The following is a 22,770-nucleotide window of genomic DNA, read 5'->3' on the forward strand; positions in this document are numbered from 1 at the left end:
TCTGAATTACTCCGTTACTCAGCCATTCAGTGAAGCCATGTCAATGACAAAACGATGCGCCATATCCCCTTTTGCAAGGCGGGCAAAAGCATCGTTTATCTGATCAATATTGATCATTTCACATTCGGGATAGACATTATGCTTCGCGCAGAAATCCAGCACTTCCTGTGTTTCTGCAATACCACCGATGAGTGAACCTGCAACACGGCGACGCCCCATAATCAGAGGGATCGTTGAAGGTTCTTCCACAGGACCAACCTGGCCAACAATAACTAATGAACCATCAATATCTAATAATGGGGTGTAGATATTCAGGTCGTGTTTAACGGGAACTGTATCGATAATCAAATCGAATGCACAGGCTGAGCTTTGTAATGCCTCGGGGTCTGAAGACGGGAGAATGCCTTTTGCACCGAGCGATTTTGCCTCATCCTCTTTGCTTTTCGTCCGGCTAATCACAGTAACGTCAGCCCCCATCGCAACGGCCAGTTTTACCGCCATATGGCCTAATCCGCCTAACCCAATAACACCAACACGGCTGCCAGGGCCAACATTCCAGGTACGTAATGGTGAGAACGTGGTGATACCTGCACAGAGAATCGGCGCGGTTTTCGCTAAATCCATATTTTCAGGGATCCGCAGGACAAATTCCTCACGTACCACAATATGTTTGGAGTAGCCTCCCTGAGTGATTTCGCCGCTAATCCGATCCTTAGCACCATAAGTTGGCGTCATCCCGTGGCGGCAATACTGCTCTTCGCCCTGCTCACACTGGTCGCAGTGCATACAGCTATCGACCATACAGCCAACGGCAACATGATCACCTACCTGATATTTTTTAACCCCCTGCCCCACTGATCTCACGACACCAACAATTTCGTGCCCCGGAATTAACGGATAAGGTTGTGGCCCCCAGTCGCCATTAACTGTATGTAAATCTGAGTGACAAACGCCACAATAAAGAATTTCAATGGCAATATCATTGTCACGTAACTCACGACGTTTAAAATGATAAGGAACCAGCTTTGCGTCGGCAGAGAGTGCAGCATAACCAATAGTTTTCATAACGTGCCTCTTCATTGTGAAATGATTAATAATTTAAGGATCATATCCTTAAAGCACTGGCTAAAAGCCATATTGTCTGAATGTGACTACTTTATAAAATAAAGCCTGTACGCTCAGATAAAACATCCTCATCCAAATGATATAGCTCAACAAATACTAAAATCAGTCATGTATTTTTACGCCAAGACAACCACGAACAAACTCAGGATTAAAATGTTTTACGGATTCGCCAACATAGCCTAAATCGAGTGAACTAATTTGTTCCATTTCTTCATCTGTCAGGGAAAAATCCCAGATGGCGAAATTTTCCTCAATACGGTGTTGATGAGTCGATTTCGGTATAACAACTACGCCTCGTTGAATATTCCAGCGCAGGATTACCTGAGAAATCGATTTCTGGTGAGTATTTGCAATACTCTGAAGCATTTTGTTTTCAAATGGCTTATGTATTCCACCGCCTAATGGAGCCCAGGCTTCAGGCTGCACATTATAGTACTTCATCGTTGCCAGCGCCTCAGGTTGAGCAAAATAGGGATGCAGTTCCACCTGGTTTACCATTGGTTTTACTCTGACAGTTTCACAAAAATTTGCTAATACATGAGGATAGAAGTTGGAAACACCAATCGCTTTCAGTTTCCCCTCATCATAAGCCTCTTCCAGGGCGCGCCACGCACTGAAATAATCGCGCATTGCCTGGTGCAATAAATAGAGATCAAAGTATTCAAGGCCCGATTTTTTTAACGATGCTTCAATTCCTGCTTTTGCTGTATCGCGATCGACCATGTCCTGTACCCAAAGTTTTGAGGTAATAAATAATTCCTCTCGGGTACAAAGACCTTCCGAAATGGCCTCACGAACCGCTTCACCGACAGCATCTTCATTACCGTATACCGCAGCAGTATCGATAAGACGATAACCTGTCCGGATAGCACTCAACACCGACTGTTTACACTCTTCTTTATCGGTAACCTGAAAAACCCCAAAACCGACCATCGGCATTTTAAGATTGTTGCTTAATACAGAAAATTCCACGGTAAGCACCTCCATCACGTATGGATCATTATTCTAAGTTAAAATACAACTCCCGATTAGTATGCTAATTGTGATTTCACTTATGCAGATAATTCATTAATAAAATAGACCCACCTGGTTACGAGGCCACTCAAATCTGCATTCTGGCGGATTAATGAATTTTGTTCATAGCCCCTGACAAATCCTTCCGTCTAATCTCATCACTCCCTTTACGTTATGCTTCCCGTGAACAATAACGGGAGGTAACACCATGCAAACTGTAAAACTGAACAACGGTATTGAAATGCCCTTGCTGGGTTTTGGTGTATTTCAGATGACAGATGCCGCCGAATGCGAAAGAGCGGTTATTGACGCTATTGACACCGGTTATCGCCTGATTGATACCGCCGCTTCATATCAGAATGAAACCCAGGTTGGGAATGCGCTAAAACAAAGTGGTATTGCGCGTAACGAACTCTTTGTCACCACTAAACTCTGGTTGCAGGATACGAATTACGAAGGTGCCAAAGCCCAGTTCGAACGCTCACTGAATCGACTGCAACTTGATTACGTTGACCTGTATTTGATTCACCAGCCATACGGCGATGTCCACGGTGCCTGGCGCGCCATGGAAGAACTGCAACAGGCAGGCAAGATCCGCGCTATTGGCGTCAGTAACTTCCACCCTGACCGACTGGCTGACCTTATCGCCTTTAATAAAGTCGTTCCGGCGGTGAACCAGATTGAAGTTAACCCCTTCAACCAGCAATTACAGGCCGTTCCGTGGATGAAAAGTCGAGGTATTCAGCCAGAAGCCTGGGCACCGTTTGCGGAAGGTAAAAATGGTCTGTTCCAGCATCCTGTATTGGCGGCAATAGGCAAGAAATACGGCAAAAGCGTGGGTCAGGTTGTTTTGCGCTGGATCTACCAACGAGGCATCGTTTCGCTGGCGAAATCAGTACGAAAAGAACGCATGGAAGAAAACATTAACATTCTTGATTTTGAACTCAGTCCTGAAGATATGCTGCAGATTACTGCCCTTGATACTGCAACCAGCGCGTTCTTCTCTCACCGCGATCCCGCAATGGTGGAATGGCTGACTGGCCGCAAACTTGATGTTTAAGCCGCGATAAAAGAGGTATTCATTCAATGCAAAAACGTTATCTGGGTAAATCCGGACTCGAAGTCTCCGCCCTTGGACTCGGTTGCATGGGCTTGAGCTACGGCTACGGTCCGGCAACAAATACCCGTCAGGCTATCGAACTCATTCGCGCTGCCGTTGAACGTGGCGTTACCTTCTTCGATACCGCCGAAGTGTATGGTCCGTATCTGAATGAAGAAGTTGTTGGCGAAGCCTTAAAACCGTTTCGTGACCGCGTGGTGATTGCCACTAAATTTGGCTTTACCTTCGGTGATGATAATAAGCAGCAGATTTTAAACAGCCGCCCGGAACATATCCGTGAAGCCGTTGAAGGATCATTACGCCGTCTGAAGACAGATGTTATTGACCTGTTGTATCAACACCGTGTCGATCCAGATGTCCCGATTGAAGACGTTGCTGGAACGGTGAAAGACCTTATCGCAGAAGGTAAAGTCAAACATTTCGGTCTGTCCGAAGCGGGTGCGCAAACCATTCGTCGTGCACATGCAGTACAACCTGTCACCGCCCTGCAAAGCGAATACTCCATGTGGTGGCGTGAGCCTGAGCAGGAAATTCTGCCGTTGCTGGAGGAGCTGGGAATTGGTTTTGTGCCATTCAGCCCATTAGGTAAAGGTTTTCTGACGGGGTCAATTAAACCAGGGACAACTTTTAGTAAGGATGATTACCGCAGCACCGTACCGCGTTTCGCTGCACAAGCCATTGAAGCCAATGAAAAACTGGTCACGTTGTTGGGTGAGCTGGCTGCAGAGAAAGGGGTAACGTCTGCCCAAATTGCACTGGCCTGGCTGTTAGCACAAAAACCGTGGATTGTTCCCATCCCGGGCACCACTAAACTGCACCGGCTGGAAGAAAACCTGGGCGCTGTCGACATTATTCTTTCGCAGAAAGATACACAGCAGATAACCCAGGCACTGGAAACAATTAAAATCGTCGGTGAACGTTACTCGCCTGAGCACCAGGCACGCGTAGGTCGTTGATGCCCAAACGGGTCCACAGCAAAATGCGGACCCGTTATTCCGAGTAGCGAAGTGCATCGATCAACAGCGCAAAAGCAGGCGGGTGCTGCTTACGGCTGGGATAGTAAAGATAATATCCAGGGAAAGAAGGACACCACTCCTGTAAAACCTGAATAAGTTCGCCTGACTTTACATAATCCTGAACCGAGTTTTCGGGAACACAGGCGATACCAAATCCTGATAATGCTGCATCAATTCTTTCTGGCAGCAGATTAAACGTCAGTTGCCCATCAACTCTGACCCGTAACGGTTTGCCTTCTCGCTCAAACTCCCAGTGATAAATTCCACCGGCAGTTGGCAAACGCATATTGATACACTGATGATTTTGTAGATCGTGAGGCGTTTCTGGTAAGGAATTAGCCGCAAAATACGCCGGTGCTCCCACCACGGCCATCCGCATATCAGGTCCAATCTTCACGGCAATCATATCTTTATCCACACTTTCACCCAGACGGATCCCGGCATCAAAGCGGCCTTCAACAATATCGACAAAACCGTTATCTACCACCAGTTCAACATTGATTTCGGGATACTCCCTGAGGAACGGTTTTAGCTTCGGCCAGACCAGACTGCGCGCAGCATGTTCCCCGGCAGATAAACGAATATTCCCGGAGGGCGTGCCGTTCAGTTGAATAAGTGATTCCAGCTCCTGTTCAAGCTCGTCAATACGAGGCTCAAGACAGGCAATTATTCTCTCCCCTGCTTCCGTGGGAGCCACGCTGCGGGTAGTTCGGGTTAAGAGGCGGATATTTAGCCTTTCCTCCAGCGCCTTAATCGCATGGCTGAGAGCAGACTGAGAAACACCGAGTTTGCCCGCGGCTTTGGTAAAACTTCGCTCCCTTGCCACCACAAGAAATATTTGCAATTCGTTGAAGTTTTCTTTGAGCATTGGCGATTTCCTTGTAGAAGCATTCCCTTCAAAACGCACTCATGAAGGGTGTTCATAGACACAATCATTTTAGCCCCATTATTGACAATAATGATAATTGATATTCTGGCTGTATCGAAAATAAGGCTGAATTATCAGAAGGTTTATCATGAAAATACTCGTTGCAGGAGCGACAGGAAGCATTGGCATTCATGTTGTGAATACTGCTATTGCAATGGGCCATCAGCCCGTGGCTCTGGTCAGGAATCGGCGGAAAATCAAATTACTCCCTCGTGGAACAGATATTTTCTATGGCGATGTTTCAATACCTGAAACACTCACCGATTTACCGAAAGATATTGATGCCATCATTTTTACACTTGGCTCCGATGGTCAGGGACGTATTGGTGCCAGAGCGATAGATTACGGCGGTGTACGTAACATTTTGCGAAGATTCATGGCTACACCTGTTCGCATCGCCCTGATGACAACAATTGGCGTTACTGAGCGCCTCAGTAGCTGGAATCAACGTACTGAAGTTCATGACTGGAAAAGACGAGCTGAACGCCTGGTCAGAGCCAGTGGGCATACCTACACTATCGTCAGACCCGGCTGGTTTGATTACAACAATGATGATGAGCACAGAATCGTTATGCTTCAGGGGGATAGACGCCATGCGGGAACACCGGAAGATGGTGTTATCTCCCGGGAACAAATCGCCCAGGTTCTGGTAACTGCTCTGAGCAACGATGCAGCAAAAAATAAAACGTTCGAACTGGTCGCAGAGCGAGGAGAAGCACAGCAGGATCTCACCCCTCTGTTTGCAGAGTTGCAAAGTGATAATCCACAAAAAAATGATGGGGTTTTCGATATAAACAATATGCCCCTTACTGAAGAACCGGAATGCATTATTAACGACCTGAATCTGTATTCAAAAAATTCAAAAATCTGACAACGTTGTCATATGACAGTCAGTCTTATGACAGTTTAGAACTGTATATTTACATATCAAGAAGGAGGAGGCTCCTCCTGATATTCGTCAACTTCCAAATATATCGTTCAAAACAGGTATCAGATATGAAAGCACTACTAATTACTGCATTATTCATGGGATTCATTTCGGTAAATACCGCATCTGCTGCTGAGGAGATTCGTCATGCAGATGGCAAAGAAAAGATTGGTGTAGTTTCAGTCAGTAATGCCCTGACGCTTGATGAGGTATCAAATGCGCTTTCTCGTAAAGCTGATGAGCAAGGAGCAACGTCGTTCAAAATCCTGTCTACGACTGGGAATAACAAACTGCATGGTGTTGCTGAAATCTATAAGTAAATAGTAACTGACTGTTTATCATGAGCATCGATTCCATGACTTGCCCTTACGGCGAAAATACAGCCTCTGCGGGCTGTAAATACGGTGCTCTCTAAATGTGAATAGCACAATTACGCGGGGATCTTACAAGAAGAGCAGAGTAATCCTCAGGGCCAATTTCAGGTGTCGAATATGGATCACTTTTGTGCGATTAGTAATAATTGATGTAATACATCTTTTCAAATTTGTGATACACCTCAAAAAATTGGTTGACCAAACTCGCTATCTATATACAAGGCGCTTATGAGGTGCGCTCTTTTTAAAGCGAGGAAATACCAATGAAAGAGAATAAGATACAGGAAATCAGTAATAAACTGATTAATATTGTTGTTTTTGTTGCAATTGTAGAATATGCCTATTTATTCCTCCATTTCTATTAATTACATCAAAAAACAATTCCCTTAGGTGATATTTAATATATGTATCTTCTACCTCCTTCATAATAGCTATGCCTGTGGGAGAGGTATTTGTACTGTTTCAAAGGGAAGCTTAAAAAACCGTATTTGTGCCGCACTGAAAGAGATTGCGCATTGAGTCAGCATTTTGGTTACCCAATGCGCATGTTGGTTCACTAAATTGCTACTTTGGCTGTGTGATAAATAATCAGCCGGTAAAGCAGAGCTTACCCACATTCTCAAATGCTTTCATACTGCTCCGCGGGTCGCGTCGTAAATCAGCAGTTCGGCTGCTGAATAGTGCCGTTACCAACGATAGCCAACAACATCTCTCACTTCCGGCACGTTCGGTTAGCTGCAGGAATCCCGCATATCCAGGTGGTCATAGGATTTTGTTGAAATTATCTGGACGAGAATGTATCTTCATTGTTATGTTATAACGTAACTGGAAGAAGTAATGAAGCAAAATATACATCCTGAATATCGTACCGTGGTGTTCCACGACACCAGTGCTGATGAGTACTTTAAAATTGGCTCCACTATCAAAACAGACCGTGAGATTGAACTGGATGGCGTAACGTATCCGTATGTAACGATTGATGTCTCTTCAAAATCACACCCGTTCTATACCGGGAAACTGAGATCCGTTTCATCAGAAGGAAATGTGGCGCGATTTACCCAGCGTTTTGGTCGTTTTGTTAGCACGAAAAAGGGGGCATGATGAAAGTCCTTAACTCTCTGCACACAGCAAAAGAACGCCACCCAGACTGTCAGATTGTGAAGCGAAAAGGACGGCTATATGTTATTTGTAAATCTAATCCCCGTTTTAAGGCTGTTCAGGGGCGCAAGAAAAAGCGTTAACTCTGAGTTCGAAGGTTCAACAATACTTGTCTGGCTGGTCGCATAATCATGCCTGATTAATGCTGGTGTATTCAGTACGCCAGCATTAACTCACCTACTGCTGACGCTGTGTATTAGCTGCATCAATCGCTTTTTGATACCACTTTTCAGCCAGTTGGGGATTTTTCTCGACGCCCAATCCTAGTGAATAAATATCACCTAAAGCCACAAAACTGGGGGCAGTGATATGATCCATTCTGTTGATATGTTTAAGATAAAGGTTTATCGCTTTTTGGTAATCGCGTTCTACACCATAACCTTGCTCATAAAGTTTCGCCAGACGATACTGCGCCGTAATATCATTATGTTTATCGCCGTTCTTATAATATTCCGCTGCTTTTTTATAGTCCTGAGAAACGCCTAATCCTCTTTCATAAATAATCCCAAGATAACGTGCAGCTTTCATTTCTCCCGCTAAGTCAGCTTGCTCAAAAAGGCTTAAGGCTTTGGCATAATCAAACGGTACGCCATACCCATTAAGATATAAAATCCCTAAATCCAGTTTCGCTCGGGGATTTCCGCTGGCTGCTGATTTCGTCAACCATTTAAAAGACTGAGCGTAATTCACCGTTTGATTGTAGTTTCCATTTAGGTATGCTTCCCCCAATCTGGCTTGTGCTTCTGCATCTCCTTGAGCAGAGCGTGTAAGTATTTCGTCAAAATTCATTTTTGATGCCGTATCTGCATATACAGATGCAGAAAAAAATAGAATTACAAATAATAATGTCTTCATTCTGTCTCTCGGCAAAAATGACTGCCAACACGTTACCTGATGACAGTCTGGTCTATTTTTTATTGTTTACGTTGGTTAAATAACCATTCGCGAATAGGTTCTATGCTGTAAGCAATACGCCATGTGTTACGATGCCCACTTGCCCCTTCTCGCGAAGAGTATTCATCAAATACACTGTCTTTTATAAAAACGGTATAACGGATATTAGTTTGTTCTTCAAACAAAGTGTCGGCAGCAAATCGATATTGCTCAGGCTCCCACTGGCCATTCCATGCCGCGCGAGAAACCTTTCCGCCAAATTGCTCAAGACGTTCAGTAATCGCGTTGAAGCTGGGAAAAGCTCCTGAATCATCCTCTGAGGCCATAAACCATAATTTGTTTTTAGCTATTGGAGCAACCTGTTCCGCATCCCACTTTCCTGCAACCAGGTAACTTGCTGTGAAAAAATCAGGATATTTAATATTCATGGCGATGGCCAGCATACATCCCCCTGACTGACCAGTAACATAAATACGCTCAGGATCTATTTTATATTCTTTTACCAAATACTGAACAAGATTTATTGTTGTATCAAGCAATGTTGAGGTACGCCAGTCATCATCAGCAATGATTTCATTATATTGAGGAGCTAAAACATAACAGGGGCGTTTCATTTGCTCTTCAGGTTCTGCCCAAATTACTGCGCCTAACCCCTGAAACAGAGTCGTTGTAACTTGTGCACTGGTAGCCCCTGCATCATGCATAAAAAGAACCAGTGGTAATGGTTTATTTTGTTCTTCAGGAATAAAGAAATTATATTTTAGTATTTTCCCGCTTTCTTTATCTTTATATTCATCTTGTCTAAAACTATCCACTACCAGGTTTGAAACGGCGTTAGTTTCCAGTGTGGTATTTTGTGTGATGACAACAGCAGAAGCATCTTTATATTTAATTGTTTGGTTTAGTTTTTCTCCTGCAACCCAGGTAGGTTTACCTTGCCCTTGTTTGGGCGCTGCTTTTTGTATTGTTGGGTCCGTTATAGTTTCTTGCCATTCATTTTGTGGTTTGCTGTGTTCCAGTTCAAGTATCGCGTACTTACCTGATTTTGCTTCAACCAAAGCTGTTGACTGGCTGACAAATGTTTTATTGATGTGATGATTTTTTACACTAAACTCTATTGTTGAAAGTTCTTCCTTGTTTATAGGTTTTTCAAATTCTACAGCGATCGCAATAAGTCGAACTCCGTCACCAAAAACTTGTGTAATAGCTGTAGCATTTATTGCTTTGTTATTTGTGTTTGCAAATACAATGCGAGGCATTGAAACAATTAAAGCACCCGCAACACTTTTAATTAAAAACTCTCTGCGCGTCGGCATAAATGCCCCTTTACTTCTGATAAAAAGTAGATGAGTATCAGTATGAACAAGGACTATGATTTTTCAACTTTATCATTCGTACTTATATTTAACTTATCTTCAGTGCTAACTCTGTACCTCGTTTTATCGGTAATGTTATAGAAATAAAACCATTCTGTGGATCACGAACATAAGATAAAAAATCTGGTTCTGCGTTATCATTTAATATATATCCTCCCACTCGTAGCTGCGGCGCAACAATCTCAGTAACCTGACGAGCAAGACTTGGGCCATCAGCAAGAGGGAAACCATCAATAAGAATAAAATCGACAGGACCACCGAGATCTTTCAGCGTTTCTCTCGCATCACCGACACGAATATCAACAAAAGACGTAAGACCAGCCTCTGCCAGATTTCGGGACGCGACTTCAGCCTTTTCCCGAACCATTTCAGAACCAATCACCAGTCCGCCACCATTATCTTTCATCGCAGCGGCAAAATAGAGTGCTGACATACCTACAGAAGTTGCAAAGTCCACAACACGAGTGGCTTTCATTGCCCGGCACAGTAAGTAGATAAGTTCCCCCTGCTCTGGGGCTATGGAAAAGCCATAACCGGAAAATTTTTCAGGATCAAGTACAGGAGCTTCGCGAAACATCTCCTGCGGGGGATGTTTACGTTCATTATTCATGCGTTCCAGAACACGTATAACCTGGGGATCACGAATGGGGCTGATGCTATTATTTAATCGACTCATAAATAAGGACCTGTATTTTATGAAGTGATGTTACCTGGTTGTTTTCATACACCATGTTATGATCATTGCTTATGTTGTTGGTATAGTGATACCATTTTTGGTACTGGTAAAGTACCAAAAATGAATACAGGAGTAAATGTCTTTGATGAACAAGAGCGAAGTGAGTACACCGGTGCGACGGGGAAGACCCAAAAGTGCGGGACTTGATGAGCGTAAGAAAGCAATAGTTATTGGTGCGTATAGTGCCTTCATTGAGCTTGGTTTTGCCCAAACCTCAACCACAGAAATTGCTCGTCGGGCAAAAGTATCAAAAAGAACAATTTATGAAGTATTCAGTAATAAAAAGGAAATTTTTTCTGAAGTAATTAAAGAATATAAAACCCTGTTCCTCGATCTTCCAAGACCGGAAAACGAGATGCTTCCTATTAATGAAACTCTGTTTCGCATATTCCGATTAGATATAAGTCAGGAAGAAGCTAAAGAGAGAGAAGCACTCTTAAAATTAATGACACGTGAATCAATTCTTTTTCCAGAGCTTTCAGACTATTTATATGCCACTAAAACGCTTCATTCAAGAGAACTGTTAATAGAATGGCTGGATATTCAACAAGCTCAAGGGCGTATTGCTGTTAAAAACACGGGTAATTGCGCGGGGATGCTAATGGATATTGTTTTTGGCGCATTAATTCCTCGTCGATGGGTTTTGGACGTTAATGAAGATCAGACACTAACACCTGAAGGTCGTCAGCAGCAACTTGAGGAAATAAAAGAGCGTATCGAAACCGTTATACAAGGGATCAAAACTGAGCCTGCTCATCCATAGCATTTGATGGACGTTTTTTATGCAAATTACGAGGTAGCACTCATACTTTATACAAATAATCTTGCCATCAAAGATGAAACCGGCTTACTCAATCTGACTGATGAAAGTGTCGAAAAGCGCCGGAAGGCGCAGGATGAAAAATATTTAATACGCGTTGCTAATCCGGAATAACACCATCGACAATAAGTTGTAACAAGCCCTGAGAACAATGCTCTATCCGTCCACGAATATGATATACACTAGCCAGATTCTCTGGCGTAATGACCTCTTCTGGATTTCCGCTGGCAATAAGTTTACCTTTTTTTAGCATGACGACATAATCACCGTATCGTAATGCGATATTTATATCATGAACTACCATAACTGTGACTATATTGCGACTCCTTGTCTCGCTTCTGACTAAATCCATAACATGAAACTGGTGGTTTAAGTCCAATGCACTCAGTGGCTCATCCAGTAGTAATATAGATGGATTTCGGGCCAATGATTGTGCCAGCCCAACCAGTTGCCGCTGACCTCCGGATAATTGATCCAGATAACAAAAGGCCAGATGTTCTATTCCTAGTTGTCTGAGAATAGCTATTGATTGTGTTTTTTCATCTATGCTCCCTATCTTTGAAGCACGCAGAGCAACAAAAATAGATTCCAGCACATTCAAATGCACGTCATGCGGTAAGAACTGTGGTAGAAATATTGTACTGTCGGCACGGGCTGAAAATGGCATCTGCATAAGGTTGACCCCATCAAGAAATATATTACCGCTAACCTTATTCAGCCCCGCCAGGGCACGTAGCAACGTCGACTTTCCACAACCATTTGGCCCCAGAATGATGGTTATTTTTCCGCGAGGGAGTTCAGATAAACTAAGATCACATATTACGTTTTTTTTCTGATAACCCGCGTTTAATTTATACAGTGAAAGGCCTTTCATAACAAACTCCTGCGATAACGCAGAATAATACTAATAAATAATGGAACACCAACAAGTGATGTGACAATACCAATCGGGATAATGACACCAGGAATAATACTTTTCGAGGCAATTGAAGCCAGAGAGAGCACCAGACCTCCAGTTAATGTGCTTCCCGTCAGATAAAAACGATGTTCCTCACCAAATAGCATTCGGGAAATATGCGGAGAGACAAGACCAATAAAACCAATCGGACCAACGAAGGCTACCGACAATGCAGCAAGTAAACTTATACGTAACAGGGAAGAAAGACGCAGTTGATAAGCATTGATACCAAACCCCATAGCCCTCTCTTCTCCCATGCGCAATGCTGTAAGTTGCCATGAGCGAGAAAATGACCATAGAAAAACAATGATAAACACTCCTAATAAAACGCCCAGTCTGCTCCAGGATGCACGAGCCAGACTGCCCATTGTCCAGAATACCAGTCCCTGGAGAGTATCCTCATCCGCAATAAACTGCATCATTGCCACAAGTGCATTGAATGTGAATACCAATGCGATACCCAGAAGAATCACTCCCGAAGTTGCTATTCTTAGCCAACGAGACATGCTATCGAGTAATAAAGCTGACAGAAGAGAAAATATAAAAGCGTTTGCTGGAACAAACCATGTTGCCGATATACCAGGAATACCGATCCCCAGGACAATAGCCAGAGCTGCACCAAATGCCGCCGCAGAGGAAACCCCAAGTGTAAAGGGACTGGCTAATGGATTGTTGAGGATCGTCTGCATTTCTGCGCCCGCGAGTCCCAAAGCCATGCCAACCAGCAAAGCCATTAAGGCGTAGGGTAATCGGATTTCCCAAACAATGACCTGGATGCTGGTATCAGAGCTAAATGGATGCACTAATGCGTGCCATAACTCACTGACTGACAAACTGGAAGAACCCAGAATAATATCCAGAAATAGTGAGAAAAGTGTCGCCAGTGTTATTATTGAAATCAATATAATTCGTTTACGGACAAGTTGGTGGTACTGATACTCTATCGCATCAGGTGATTGTGAATAGATGAGGTACGGCAACGTAACGACTCCTTTATCTCTGCTATTCTGGCAATACGTCTTTGGGGTTACAGATAACTGAATTGAAAGTTTCTGCTGAACAAATAAAAATCACATTCTCTTCATATAACCACATCAAAAATATCCCCGAATCACTTTTCCCAGCGCCTGACTGGTGTTACCATTTCGATATATAACCATTTATATACCGATTTTTAGTGTGATGGAATATGAAAATAAATAATAAGTTGTTTTTATTAATGATTTTTTTGCTTTCTTTATCATTTACTACGCAAGCTGAACGAACTTTCACCGATCAGATTGGTCGTGAGGTGAAAGTACCCGACAAAGTTGATCGTATTGTTGTACTTCAACATCAAACTTTGAATCTTTTAGTGCAGATGAATGCCACCGATAAAATCGTGGGTGTTATGTCAAACTGGAAACAGCAACTTGGCAGCAATTATGCACGCCTTGCACCAGAATTAGTCAGCAAGGCATCATTAGGAGATTTAACCCATGTCGATGCTGAAAAATTGGTGGCCTTGCATCCACAGGTCGTTTTTGTCACCAATTATGCGCCGCAAGAAATGATCGACAAAATCAGTAGCCTTGGAATTCCAGCAGTAGCAATTTCTTTGCGGCACGATGACGAGGGAGAGAAGAATAAACTTAATCCAACAATGGCTGATGAAGAACAGGCTTACGTAAAAGGGCTATATGAAGGGATTATGCTGATAGGCAATATCATCAATAAGCCTGAAGAGGCTAAAGCGTTAATCAAGGCCACTGAAAATGGTCGTAATATTGTGAGTGAGCGGCTGCAGAATCTACCCGAAGAAAAGCGTATTCGTGCCTATATGGCTAATCCAGAATTGACAACGTATGGTTCCGGAAAATACACAGGATTAATGATGAAACATGCCGGTGCAGTAAACGTCGCCGCGTCCACCATTAAAGGGTTCAAACAAGTCTCAATGGAACAAGTAATTGCATGGAATCCTCAGGTAATTTTTGTGCAAAATCGCTACCCTGGCGTGGTGAATGAAATACGGTCAAATCCGCAATGGCAGGTAATAGATGCTGTCAAAAATCATCGTGTTTATTTGATGCCAGAGTATGCAAAAGCATGGGGTTATCCGATGCCCGAGGCTATGGGTATTGGAGAGTTGTGGATGGCGAAAAAACTGTATCCTGAAAAATTCAATGATATCGATATGCATAAAATAGCCAATGACTGGTATAGAAAGTTTTACCGTACTAATTATCAAGGTGAAGAATAATGCGTGTACTTGCTGCGGGTAGTTTACGCCAGGTATGGAAATCACTTATATTGGGATTTCAGGATGATAATGTTCATTGTGACTTTGGTCCAGCCGGTATATTGAGGGAACGTATTGAAGCGGGTGAGAGATGTGATCTTTTTGCATCAGCGAATATGGCTCATCCGCAAATGTTAATGGCCACAGGACATGCCTTGTGTATTAAACCTTTTGCCTATAATCGTTTGTGCCTGTATGTTCGGGCGAATAAACTTAATGAAAATGACGATTGGTATTCTTTATTAAACAGGGAAACGTTGCGAATCGGGACATCAACCGCGGGATGTGATCCCGCTGGTGATTACACTCACCAGCTTTTTGAAAATATGGGTAGTGTTGGAGTAAAAATAAGACAACGAGCGGTTGCATTGGTGGGGGGAAGAAATTCATTACCTCTTCCAAAAAATGTGATAGCCGCGCAGTGGCTAATTGAAAATGATTATACCGATTTGTTCATAGGTTATGCCAGTTACGCTCCCGGCTTACAATCAATTGAATCAGTAAAAGTTATAGAAATACCTGAACCTTATAATCCGATTGCTATCTATGGATTTGCCTGTCTGACCGAGAAAGCCAGGCCACTTTGCAACTTTTTAGTTTCGCCAGATGCCAGGGCGATACTTGAGCAACATGGGTTTATGTCATCACGTTGAGCCTACACTCTTCGCATTACAAACTATAAATACCATTATATAAATAAATCAGTTAATTCATCATAACTGCATTTCCACACCCTGTCCCAAAATATGTGAAACTTTATGAATCTCAGTTTTACCCAGTATGCGTATTGATACCTGCATAGTCCAGGAGAAAGTAAATGGCGATGTAGACGTATGAAAAGAAGAATAAAGCCACGGCTTTGATCTATAAAAATGGCGCTATATCTGCGCCATTTTTATCATTCAATTCGTTATCTGTTTGAACCTAAAGGGATCTCAGGATCAGGCTCGTGAGTAATTCTGTTTCGTAAATCTCTACGAATAATTTCAATAGACCAGAACCATACTAAATGTCCAAAAATTTCAGAGACATTCTCATACCACGGAAGATCAAAAAGAGGTGGTGTAAGTCCCATTAGAGGGAATGAAATCATATGAACAAAAAGTTGTGCTAAAGCGCCTGCAAGCAAGCCCTGCCAAAGTTTAATTTTGGGAAATACTTCGGCTACTACGCAATAACCAACAGCAAAAACTATCGAAAAGATTATGTGCGTTACACCAACCCAGTTAAAGACATGCCCGGCGAAGGTATAAACCGCCGAATTTGGATCTGTCAGTCCCAACCAATCCCGAAGAAAAATATACGGAGGATTGAGAAAGTTACGGGAGCAATCAATTTGTCCTGCCGCCCTGATTAATGATTCCGGACCACACGCTGCATTAAACATATCAATCGGACTACGTGGCGGCAATGGGACTTCTGCCCCCCACTTAACAAATGCTGAAACAACGCCAGCAATCAGCCCGATAAATGCAGCAAGACCATAACGTCTACGGTTTGGTGGAGTTTGCTCAAATATATTCATACTTACCCTGTTTATTTCATTACGTTAAAGCACCTCTTTAGGAGTATTCATAAAAATAATGAGAATGTAAAGAACTGTATTGTTTTGTATTTATAACAGGTTATTTAATAACCTGTTAACGTATGCTCCATAATTTCTCCACATTTTCATGTTAAATATAGTAAAGAGAGTATGATGTTTCTCTCAGAGATAATTAATCATTCCTTTTGCCCACCTCAACGGTGGGCTTTTTTTTATGCAAAGTCTAAAAATTACACAGACAATAAAAATAATTCAAAATAACCGTAACTTATCACTTATCCGACTGTTACAAACTACAATAGTTAATCTTTTCTGGTTATATTTTATCTGACTGCTAATATTTAAACAGACAGGAAAATTAATAAGAATTGCTAATCATTCAACACACATACCACTGAAAGGTCACCAACCTGCCGCAGGTGGTAAAAATGGTATTGCTGCGGTTTTGTTGTGATTTTTATAAGCAGTATTGGTGAATTATGAACCATCAGCCCCATGCATGACGTGAATTTTTCCGAGTATCCTTGTTACTGAGCCGGGATGCCGGATAGTGCACGAATAATAAAAGTGTCTCAGCCGAAGAATAAACGGCTCCGCTGGATGGAGTCTCATGAAGCACAAAGGCTGATTGTTGAATTTGTATTGATAACAGACTTCGTTGCAGGAAATGGGAGGCTGGGAGTCTATCGAAATGGTTCGTCGATATGCTCACCTTTCAGCCAGGCATCTCACCGGACACGCGAGCAAAATCGACGCAATTATAAGCCGCAATGACACAAATACGGCACAAGAGGAGAACGTGGTTTTAAAGCAAGATAATTTATTGATTTAAATGGTGCCGATAATAGGAGTCGAACCTACGACCTTCGCATTACGAATGCGCTGCTCTACCAACTGAGCTATATCGGCCCTGAAAAGGACATGTTCACGAACGTGAATCACGGTGGACAAGGTTAAAACTAACCGGGCGATGCGTCAATGGCCTTGTGAATCAAATGGCTACTTTTGCATCACCCGGTTTTATTTACGCACGAACGGTGTAATCACCAATACCGATCCACTTGTAGGTGGTCAGCGCTTCCAGCCCCATTGGTCCGCGTGCGTGGAGTTTTTGCGTGCTTACCGCCACTTCTGCGCCAAGACCAAACTGGCCGCCGTCGGTGAAACGTGTAGACGCGTTAACGTAAACAGCAGAGGAGTCCACTTCATTGACAAAACGCTGGGCATTGCGCATATCACGCGTCAGGATCGCATCGGAGTGTTGCGTCCCGTGTTCACGAATATGGGCGATGGCGTCGTCAAGATCGCTGACGATTTTGACGTTCAAATCTAACGACAGGAATTCATCGTCATACTCTTCCGCCTTAACAGCCACCACTTTCGCAGATCCTGCCTGCAACTGCGCCAGTGCCGCAGCATCGGCGTGTAACGTCACGCCGCTTTCCGCCATTTGCTTGCTTAACGCAGGCAGGAAGTTATCAGCGATGTTTTTATTCACCAGCAACGTTTCTACCGTATTGCAGGTACTCGGACGCTGGGTTTTCGCGTTGACGATCACTTTCAGGGCTGCAGAAATGTCAGCACTTTCATCAACGTAAATATGGCAGACGCCAATGCCGCCAGTGATCACCGGAATTGTCGACTGCTCGCGGCACAGCTTATGCAAACCAGCACCACCACGCGGGATCAACATGTCGATGTATTTATCCATGCGCAGCATTTCACTCACCAGTGCGCGATCCGGATTATCAATCGCCTGCACTGCGCCTGCCGGTAAACCGCAGGATTTCAGGGCGTCCTGAATCACCGCTACCGTTGCAGCGTTAGTGCGACAGGTTTCTTTGCCGCCGCGCAGGATCACCGCGTTACCGGTTTTCAGACACAGCGAAGCGACATCAACTGTCACGTTCGGACGCGCTTCATAAATTACACCTATAACACCCAGCGGCACGCGGCGACGCTCCAGACGCAGGCCGCTGTCCAGCACACCTCCATCAATCACCTGCCCTACCGGATCAGCAAGATTACACACCTGCCGCACATCGTCGGCAATGCCTTTCAGGCGCGCGGGCGTTAACGCCAGACGGTCAAGCATCGCTTCGCTAAGGCCATTGGCACGCGCGTCAGCAACATCCTGGGCGTTAGCATCGAGGATGCTTTCGCTCTGTGCTTCCAGCTCATCAGCGATCTTTTCCAGCACGCGATTTTTTTCGCGGCTGGAGAGTTGCGCTAATTTATACGAGGCTTGCTTCGCAGCAATGCCCATTTGTTCCAGCATCGGCCTGCTCCTTAACGGGTAATCATGTCATCACGGTGAACGGCAACCGGGCCGTATTCATATCCCAGTATTGCATCAATTTCTTGCGAGTGGTGTCCGGCAATACGGCGCAATGCATCGCTGTTATAGCGGCTAACGCCGTGAGCAATATCGCGACCTTCGAGGTTGCAAATGCGGATGACTTCACCGCGGGAGAAGTTGCCACTCACGCTTTTAATGCCTTTCGGCAACAGGGAACTGCCGCGTTCAAGAATAGCGGCGGTCGCCCCTTCATCTACAGTAATTTCACCCGCTGGCGGCGCGCCAAAAATCCAGCGTTTGCGGTTTTCAAGCGGAGTAGCCTGGGCATGGAACAACGTACCAACCGGGATACCTTCCATCACGTCGCCAATGACGCCTGGCTTGCTACCCGCGGCAATAATGGTATCGATACCCGCACGACAGGCTACGTCAGCCGCCTGCAACTTGGTGCCCATGCCGCCGGTTCCAAGGCCTGAAACGCTGTCACCGGCAATCGCGCGCAGCGCATCATCAATACCGTAAACATCTTTAATCAGTTCCGCCTGAGGATTACTGCGCGGGTCTGCGGTATACAAACCTTTTTGATCGGTCAGCAGCAGCAGTTTATCGGCACCGGCCAGAATTGCCGCTAACGCCGAGAGATTATCGTTGTCGCCAACTTTAATCTCTGCCGTAGCGACAGCATCATTCTCATTAATTACCGGAACGATGTTGTTGTCGAGCAACGCACGCAGGGTATCGCGGGCGTTCAGGAAGCGTTCACGATCTTCCATATCTGCACGCGTCAGCAGCATCTGCCCGACGTGAATACCGTAAATTGAAAACAGTTGTTCCCACAATTGAATCAGTCGGCTCTGCCCTACCGCCGCCAGGAGTTGTTTCGAGGCGATAGTCGCTGGCAGTTCCGGGTAGCCCAGGTGCTCACGTCCGGCGGCAATCGCGCCCGACGTCACAATTACAATCCGATGCCCGGCGGCATGTAGCTGCGCGCACTGGCGAACAAGTTCAACAATATGGGCACGGTTCAGGCGGCGCGATCCGCCTGTTAGCACACTGGTGCCGAGTTTTACCACCAGCGTCTGGCTGTCACTCATGATTCTCTGCCATTCAATGTTAGGAAAAATGATATCAAACGAACGTTTTAGCAGGACTGTCGCCGGTTGCCAACCATCTGCGAGCAAAGCATGGCGTTTTGTTGCGCGGGATCAGCAAGCGTAGCAGCCGTTGTTTACGCTTTTATTACAGATTTAATAAATTACCACATTTTAAGAATATTATTAATCTGTAATATATCTTTAACAATCTCAGGTTAAAAACTTTCCTGTTTTCAACGGGACTCTCCCGCTGAATATTTGTGCGTTAATTAAAATCAGGAATGAAAATGAAAAAGAGCACTCTGGCATTAGTGGTGATGGGCATTGTGGCATCTGCATCCGTACAAGCTGCAGAAGTATATAATAAAGACGGTAATAAACTGGATGTCTATGGCAAAGTAAAAGCCATGCATTATATCAGTGATAATGAGAGTAAAGATGGCGATCAGAGTTATATCCGTTTTGGTTTTAAAGGCGAAACACAAATTAACGATCAACTGACCGGTTATGGTCGTTGGGAAGCGGAGTTTGCCGGAAATAAAGCGGAGAGTGATACCGCACAGCAAAAAACGCGTCTCGCCTTTGCCGGATTGAAATATAAAGATTTAGGTTCATTCGATTATGGTCGTAACCTTGGCGCATTGTATGACGTTGAAGCCTGGACAGATATGTTCCCGGAATTCGGTGGCGACTCCTCCGCCCAGACCGACAACTTTATGACTAAACGCGCCAGCGGCCTGGCGACTTATCGTAACACCGACTTCTTCGGCGTTATTGATGGCCTGAACCTGACCTTGCAATATCAAGGAAAAAACGAAAACCGCGATGTTAAAAAGCAGAACGGCGATGGCTTCGGTACGTCACTGACATATGACTTTGGCGGCAGTGATTTCGCTATCAGCGGTGCCTATACCAACTCTGATCGTACCAACGAGCAGAATCAGCAAAGCCGTGGCACGGGTAAACGCGCAGAAGCGTGGGCTACGGGTCTTAAATACGATGCTAATAATATTTACCTGGCAACCTTCTATTCTGAAACGCGTAACATGACGCCAATTTCTGGCGGCTTTGCCAATAAGACGCAAAACTTTGAAGCAGTCGCACAATACCAGTTCGACTTTGGTCTGCGTCCATCCCTGGGTTACGTATTATCAAAAGGGAAAGATATTGAAGGCATCGGTGATGAGGATCTGGTCAATTATATTGATGTTGGTGCCACGTATTATTTTAACAAAAACATGTCAGCATTTGTTGATTATAAAATCAACCAACTGGATAGCGATAATAAGTTGAATATCAATAATGATGATATTGTCGCGGTTGGGATGACGTATCAGTTTTAATTAATATTGCCGGATGCGAGGCATCCGGCACATTTCACTCACGCCGTTAACTTCACCGGTTCATCGCGAAAATCATCCGCCGGTTCCAGCTTAAAATTCAGCGTCGTCAGCAGTTCACGCAGCTTTTCATGAAACTCACGCAAAGTATGCTCCAGTCGCTCAACCACTTCTGCATCGTTTACCGGAACACTCGTCCAGTCACCTGCTTTATCAAACAGACCGAACTGATAACTGTAGGTAAAACGGGACTCCTGCGCTTCCAGTTCCATCCACCAGCCCCAAAACTCACGCACTTCCGGCGCGGGTTTCACGTTGACGCATACAGCCAGACAATCGAAAAAGAATCGATTATCTTCGCACTTACCTTCACGAATATACGGGCCAAGTGCGGTAAATTTTTTGATCAATCTGCTTTTCGGGTGTCCACTCGGTAACGTCATTGCGATCTCCTGTTGTGATGCAACTGTTTTACCAAATTGACAAAATTTAGCAAATTTTTAACACAATCGTTTTTCGATCCAGTCGGTGATTTCCTGAAGCGCTTTGTCAAAATTCCGATACACCGGATTAAATGGAATTTCTAACAATTTACCGTCGGCAGATGACGAAGTGATTAAGCGGGAATCCTCTTCCGGGCTGAACGGATCGTTCTTCCAGTAACCTGATAACATTGGCGTTGGGCAACGACGTCCCAACAATCCTTGCACTTTTAATGAATAGCGATTCAGCTCCACGCGCAACGCTTCGTCGGAAGCATCATGCATCCCCAAACGGCTGGCCAGTACGTCAAGATACATTTCCGGCACCTGTTGCTGGCACTTAAAATCACTCAACAAGGTGTGAACCACCGGCCCAAGACAGGCAACGGCTTTCAGACGCGGCGATTCAAGGTATGCGAGGCGCACGGCAACGTTAGCACCAAAACGGAAACCAAAGGCTGCGACGCGTGTGTGATCCACCCACGGCACGTTTGGCAACGCCTTTAAAACATGTTGGTGCAGCAAGCTGGAATCCTGGGTGAGTTTCCATTTTGAGGAAAAACCGACCGAAGGCATATCAATAGTCAGCATCGCAATGCCGCGCGGTGCAAAATAGCGCTCATAAAGGGAGTAATAGTCTGTTTGCATCGCATCCAAACCACCACACATTAATACTGTCGGGAATGGGCCATCGCCTTTTGGCATATGCAAAAAGCCAATGATGGGCGCGCCGCCCGGCACAGTAAACTCCATCTGCCGCATGGTGCCAGGCAGACGTTGCGCCGCTTCTTCATACGCGCGATTTGACAACGCCTGTACCTGTTCAGCCAGATCATCGCCCTTCAAGTGCGGATAGGCGGCAATATTGTACAACGTAGCAGCGTGCAGCCAGTGACGCCCGCTGACTTGCGGGTCTTCTTCCGCACAGGCTTTCTGTTGCCACAGCATTGCCTGGGTGGCCCACTCATAAATCCAGTTGCCACCGCGGTAGCCAATCACCGTATCGTATAAATCATTGTCGGTGCGTTCGGCATCGCTCATCACAATACGCGCCTGGACATCGAGGATTTCACGCGGATCAACGCCACGCCAGATCCACATCAGGCGGTTAATCATACGATACCAGTGAGGAATATTTTTGCCATCGAGGGCCGACTGCACCGACGGTTGCGTACCGCGGTTAAAACGGCGGACTAGCGTCGAGGTTTCAGGGTGTTTAAAGCGGGGTTTGAACAGGGTTTCGCTCAGGTTAGCCTGTGTCATGGATGCAGCCTCCAGGAA

Annotated in this window: 24 protein-coding genes, 1 tRNA gene and 1 pseudogene; 12 read left to right on the forward strand and 14 right to left on the reverse strand. The window is 44.8% G+C overall.

Annotated elements, in window-relative coordinates; genetic code table 11:
* Positions 1-18: 18 nt before the first annotated feature.
* Complete coding sequence (locus C0K55_RS16720; RefSeq protein ID WP_000848740.1) at positions 19-1,065, reverse strand: NAD(P)-dependent alcohol dehydrogenase; 1,047 nt, start codon at positions 1,063-1,065, stop codon at positions 19-21.
* A gap of 162 nt (positions 1,066-1,227) precedes the next feature.
* Positions 1,228-2,097, reverse strand: coding sequence for an aldo/keto reductase (locus C0K55_RS16725; protein ID WP_123058153.1), 870 nt, complete (start codon positions 2,095-2,097; stop codon positions 1,228-1,230).
* Between the two features lie 250 nt (positions 2,098-2,347).
* Between C0K55_RS16725 and C0K55_RS16730 the strand changes: the two genes are divergently transcribed.
* Positions 2,348-3,199 carry an aldo/keto reductase gene (locus C0K55_RS16730; protein WP_105224950.1) on the forward strand — a complete coding sequence of 284 codons (852 nt, stop codon included), beginning with the start codon at positions 2,348-2,350 and terminating at the stop codon, positions 3,197-3,199.
* 26 nt (positions 3,200-3,225) lie between these two features.
* On the forward strand, positions 3,226-4,215 hold the full coding sequence (locus C0K55_RS16735; protein ID WP_001172297.1) for an aldo/keto reductase: 990 nt from the start codon (positions 3,226-3,228) through the stop codon (positions 4,213-4,215).
* Between the two features lie 34 nt (positions 4,216-4,249).
* Here C0K55_RS16735 and C0K55_RS16740 read toward each other — a convergent pair whose 3' ends face one another.
* On the reverse strand, positions 4,250-5,143 hold the full coding sequence (locus C0K55_RS16740; protein WP_000910707.1) for a LysR family transcriptional regulator: 894 nt from the start codon (positions 5,141-5,143) through the stop codon (positions 4,250-4,252).
* A gap of 148 nt (positions 5,144-5,291) precedes the next feature.
* Here C0K55_RS16740 and C0K55_RS16745 point away from each other — a divergent pair, with 148 nt between their 5' ends.
* From C0K55_RS16745 to ykgO, 5 genes are all read left to right on the forward strand, one after another.
* The gene (locus C0K55_RS16745) at positions 5,292-6,074 is read left to right on the forward strand and encodes an SDR family oxidoreductase (protein WP_000699099.1); all 783 of its coding nucleotides are present in this window, start codon (positions 5,292-5,294) and stop codon (positions 6,072-6,074) included.
* Between the two features lie 125 nt (positions 6,075-6,199).
* Positions 6,200-6,451 carry a DUF1471 domain-containing protein gene (locus tag C0K55_RS16750; RefSeq protein WP_000645741.1) on the forward strand — a complete coding sequence of 84 codons (252 nt, stop codon included), beginning with the start codon at positions 6,200-6,202 and terminating at the stop codon, positions 6,449-6,451.
* 317 nt (positions 6,452-6,768) lie between these two features.
* Positions 6,769-6,870 carry a small membrane protein YkgR gene (gene ykgR, locus C0K55_RS16755; protein WP_000662202.1) on the forward strand — a complete coding sequence of 34 codons (102 nt, stop codon included), beginning with the start codon at positions 6,769-6,771 and terminating at the stop codon, positions 6,868-6,870.
* A 472-nt stretch (positions 6,871-7,342) separates the two neighbouring features.
* Positions 7,343-7,606: a type B 50S ribosomal protein L31 gene (locus C0K55_RS16760; protein WP_000812360.1), complete on the forward strand. Its 264-nt coding sequence runs from the start codon at positions 7,343-7,345 to the stop codon at positions 7,604-7,606.
* Complete coding sequence (gene ykgO / locus C0K55_RS16765; RefSeq protein ID WP_105266716.1) at positions 7,606-7,746, forward strand: type B 50S ribosomal protein L36; 141 nt, start codon at positions 7,606-7,608, stop codon at positions 7,744-7,746. The genes C0K55_RS16760 and ykgO overlap by 1 nt, the downstream gene beginning before the upstream one ends.
* Positions 7,747-7,840: 94 nt before the next feature.
* Here ykgO and C0K55_RS16770 read toward each other — a convergent pair whose 3' ends face one another.
* The 3 genes from C0K55_RS16770 to C0K55_RS16780 all read right to left on the reverse strand — a co-directional run bounded on the left by C0K55_RS16770 (position 7,841) and on the right by C0K55_RS16780 (position 10,609).
* Complete coding sequence (locus tag C0K55_RS16770) at positions 7,841-8,518, reverse strand: tetratricopeptide repeat protein (RefSeq protein WP_001515804.1); 678 nt, start codon at positions 8,516-8,518, stop codon at positions 7,841-7,843.
* 59 nt (positions 8,519-8,577) lie between these two features.
* Positions 8,578-9,873 carry a prolyl oligopeptidase family serine peptidase gene (locus tag C0K55_RS16775; protein ID WP_105269359.1) on the reverse strand — a complete coding sequence of 432 codons (1,296 nt, stop codon included), beginning with the start codon at positions 9,871-9,873 and terminating at the stop codon, positions 8,578-8,580.
* Positions 9,874-9,961: 88 nt separating this feature from the next.
* Positions 9,962-10,609, reverse strand: coding sequence for an O-methyltransferase (locus tag C0K55_RS16780; RefSeq protein WP_001515803.1), 648 nt, complete (start codon positions 10,607-10,609; stop codon positions 9,962-9,964).
* Positions 10,610-10,754: 145 nt separating this feature from the next.
* Here C0K55_RS16780 and C0K55_RS16785 point away from each other — a divergent pair, with 145 nt between their 5' ends.
* A complete protein-coding gene (locus C0K55_RS16785; RefSeq protein WP_010377142.1) occupies positions 10,755-11,432 on the forward strand; it encodes a TetR/AcrR family transcriptional regulator in 678 nt (225 codons plus the stop codon).
* 157 nt (positions 11,433-11,589) lie between these two features.
* Here the strand turns inward: C0K55_RS16785 and C0K55_RS16790 are convergent, their stop codons facing one another.
* Both C0K55_RS16790 and C0K55_RS16795 read right to left on the reverse strand, forming a co-directional pair.
* Positions 11,590-12,363 carry an ABC transporter ATP-binding protein gene (locus C0K55_RS16790; RefSeq protein ID WP_016248374.1) on the reverse strand — a complete coding sequence of 258 codons (774 nt, stop codon included), beginning with the start codon at positions 12,361-12,363 and terminating at the stop codon, positions 11,590-11,592.
* Positions 12,360-13,427: a FecCD family ABC transporter permease gene (locus C0K55_RS16795; protein ID WP_001146466.1), complete on the reverse strand. Its 1,068-nt coding sequence runs from the start codon at positions 13,425-13,427 to the stop codon at positions 12,360-12,362. The genes C0K55_RS16790 and C0K55_RS16795 overlap by 4 nt, the downstream gene beginning before the upstream one ends.
* 209 nt (positions 13,428-13,636) lie before the next feature.
* Here C0K55_RS16795 and C0K55_RS16800 point away from each other — a divergent pair, with 209 nt between their 5' ends.
* Complete coding sequence (locus C0K55_RS16800) at positions 13,637-14,689, forward strand: ABC transporter substrate-binding protein (RefSeq protein WP_061090644.1); 1,053 nt, start codon at positions 13,637-13,639, stop codon at positions 14,687-14,689.
* Positions 14,689-15,381 (forward strand): substrate-binding domain-containing protein, encoded by a 693-nt coding sequence (locus tag C0K55_RS16805; RefSeq protein WP_105266994.1) that lies wholly within the window; start codon positions 14,689-14,691, stop codon positions 15,379-15,381. The genes C0K55_RS16800 and C0K55_RS16805 overlap by 1 nt, the downstream gene beginning before the upstream one ends.
* Before the next feature lie 257 nt (positions 15,382-15,638).
* Here the strand turns inward: C0K55_RS16805 and C0K55_RS16810 are convergent, their stop codons facing one another.
* Complete coding sequence (locus tag C0K55_RS16810) at positions 15,639-16,253, reverse strand: YagU family protein (protein ID WP_001019913.1); 615 nt, start codon at positions 16,251-16,253, stop codon at positions 15,639-15,641.
* Positions 16,254-16,932: 679 nt separating this feature from the next.
* Here C0K55_RS16810 and C0K55_RS26215 point away from each other — a divergent pair.
* Positions 16,933-17,106: pseudogene (locus C0K55_RS26215) on the forward strand (integrase); the annotation flags it as partial.
* A 1-nt stretch (position 17,107) separates the two neighbouring features.
* Here the strand turns inward: C0K55_RS26215 and C0K55_RS16815 are convergent.
* The 3 genes from C0K55_RS16815 to proB all read right to left on the reverse strand — a co-directional run bounded on the left by C0K55_RS16815 (position 17,108) and on the right by proB (position 19,667).
* Positions 17,108-17,183: transfer RNA gene (locus C0K55_RS16815), tRNA-Thr, on the reverse strand.
* Positions 17,184-17,298: 115 nt separating this feature from the next.
* Positions 17,299-18,552, reverse strand: coding sequence for a glutamate-5-semialdehyde dehydrogenase (proA, locus tag C0K55_RS16820; RefSeq protein WP_000893291.1), 1,254 nt, complete (start codon positions 18,550-18,552; stop codon positions 17,299-17,301).
* Between the two features lie 11 nt (positions 18,553-18,563).
* A complete protein-coding gene (gene proB, locus C0K55_RS16825; protein WP_001285282.1) occupies positions 18,564-19,667 on the reverse strand; it encodes a glutamate 5-kinase in 1,104 nt (367 codons plus the stop codon).
* A 287-nt stretch (positions 19,668-19,954) separates the two neighbouring features.
* Here proB and phoE point away from each other — a divergent pair, with 287 nt between their 5' ends.
* Complete coding sequence (phoE, locus tag C0K55_RS16830) at positions 19,955-21,010, forward strand: phosphoporin PhoE (RefSeq protein ID WP_001515788.1); 1,056 nt, start codon at positions 19,955-19,957, stop codon at positions 21,008-21,010.
* A gap of 38 nt (positions 21,011-21,048) precedes the next feature.
* Here the strand turns inward: phoE and crl are convergent, their stop codons facing one another.
* Positions 21,049-21,450 (reverse strand): sigma factor-binding protein Crl, encoded by a 402-nt coding sequence (crl, locus tag C0K55_RS16835; protein ID WP_000174683.1) that lies wholly within the window; start codon positions 21,448-21,450, stop codon positions 21,049-21,051.
* 57 nt (positions 21,451-21,507) lie between these two features.
* Positions 21,508-22,752, reverse strand: a complete 1,245-nt coding sequence (gene frsA / locus C0K55_RS16840; RefSeq protein WP_000189571.1) for an esterase FrsA — start codon at positions 22,750-22,752, stop codon at positions 21,508-21,510.
* Positions 22,753-22,770 lie beyond the last annotated feature (18 nt).

The organism is Escherichia sp. MOD1-EC6098, from assembly GCF_002965865.1.
GTDB lineage: Bacteria > Pseudomonadota > Gammaproteobacteria > Enterobacterales > Enterobacteriaceae > Escherichia > Escherichia marmotae.

Coding starts and splice junctions, on each gene's coding strand:
- C0K55_RS16720 (WP_000848740.1), bottom strand. CDS start 1,065: ATGAAAACTATTGGTTATGCTGCACTCTCTGCCGACGCAAAGCTGGTT.
- C0K55_RS16805 (WP_105266994.1), top strand. CDS start 14,689: ATGCGTGTACTTGCTGCGGGTAGTTTACGCCAGGTATGGAAATCACTT.
- C0K55_RS16735 (WP_001172297.1), top strand. CDS start 3,226: ATGCAAAAACGTTATCTGGGTAAATCCGGACTCGAAGTCTCCGCCCTT.
- C0K55_RS16760 (WP_000812360.1), top strand. CDS start 7,343: ATGAAGCAAAATATACATCCTGAATATCGTACCGTGGTGTTCCACGAC.
- C0K55_RS16800 (WP_061090644.1), top strand. CDS start 13,637: ATGAAAATAAATAATAAGTTGTTTTTATTAATGATTTTTTTGCTTTCT.
- C0K55_RS16790 (WP_016248374.1), bottom strand. CDS start 12,363: ATGAAAGGCCTTTCACTGTATAAATTAAACGCGGGTTATCAGAAAAAA.
- C0K55_RS16750 (WP_000645741.1), top strand. CDS start 6,200: ATGAAAGCACTACTAATTACTGCATTATTCATGGGATTCATTTCGGTA.
- C0K55_RS16730 (WP_105224950.1), top strand. CDS start 2,348: ATGCAAACTGTAAAACTGAACAACGGTATTGAAATGCCCTTGCTGGGT.
- C0K55_RS16810 (WP_001019913.1), bottom strand. CDS start 16,253: ATGAATATATTTGAGCAAACTCCACCAAACCGTAGACGTTATGGTCTT.
- frsA (WP_000189571.1), bottom strand. CDS start 22,752: ATGACACAGGCTAACCTGAGCGAAACCCTGTTCAAACCCCGCTTTAAA.
- C0K55_RS16785 (WP_010377142.1), top strand. CDS start 10,755: ATGAACAAGAGCGAAGTGAGTACACCGGTGCGACGGGGAAGACCCAAA.
- crl (WP_000174683.1), bottom strand. CDS start 21,450: ATGACGTTACCGAGTGGACACCCGAAAAGCAGATTGATCAAAAAATTT.
- proA (WP_000893291.1), bottom strand. CDS start 18,552: ATGCTGGAACAAATGGGCATTGCTGCGAAGCAAGCCTCGTATAAATTA.
- C0K55_RS16770 (WP_001515804.1), bottom strand. CDS start 8,518: ATGAAGACATTATTATTTGTAATTCTATTTTTTTCTGCATCTGTATAT.
- ykgO (WP_105266716.1), top strand. CDS start 7,606: ATGAAAGTCCTTAACTCTCTGCACACAGCAAAAGAACGCCACCCAGAC.
- C0K55_RS16745 (WP_000699099.1), top strand. CDS start 5,292: ATGAAAATACTCGTTGCAGGAGCGACAGGAAGCATTGGCATTCATGTT.
- C0K55_RS16740 (WP_000910707.1), bottom strand. CDS start 5,143: ATGCTCAAAGAAAACTTCAACGAATTGCAAATATTTCTTGTGGTGGCA.
- phoE (WP_001515788.1), top strand. CDS start 19,955: ATGAAAAAGAGCACTCTGGCATTAGTGGTGATGGGCATTGTGGCATCT.
- proB (WP_001285282.1), bottom strand. CDS start 19,667: ATGAGTGACAGCCAGACGCTGGTGGTAAAACTCGGCACCAGTGTGCTA.
- C0K55_RS16780 (WP_001515803.1), bottom strand. CDS start 10,609: ATGAGTCGATTAAATAATAGCATCAGCCCCATTCGTGATCCCCAGGTT.
- C0K55_RS16775 (WP_105269359.1), bottom strand. CDS start 9,873: ATGCCGACGCGCAGAGAGTTTTTAATTAAAAGTGTTGCGGGTGCTTTA.
- ykgR (WP_000662202.1), top strand. CDS start 6,769: ATGAAAGAGAATAAGATACAGGAAATCAGTAATAAACTGATTAATATT.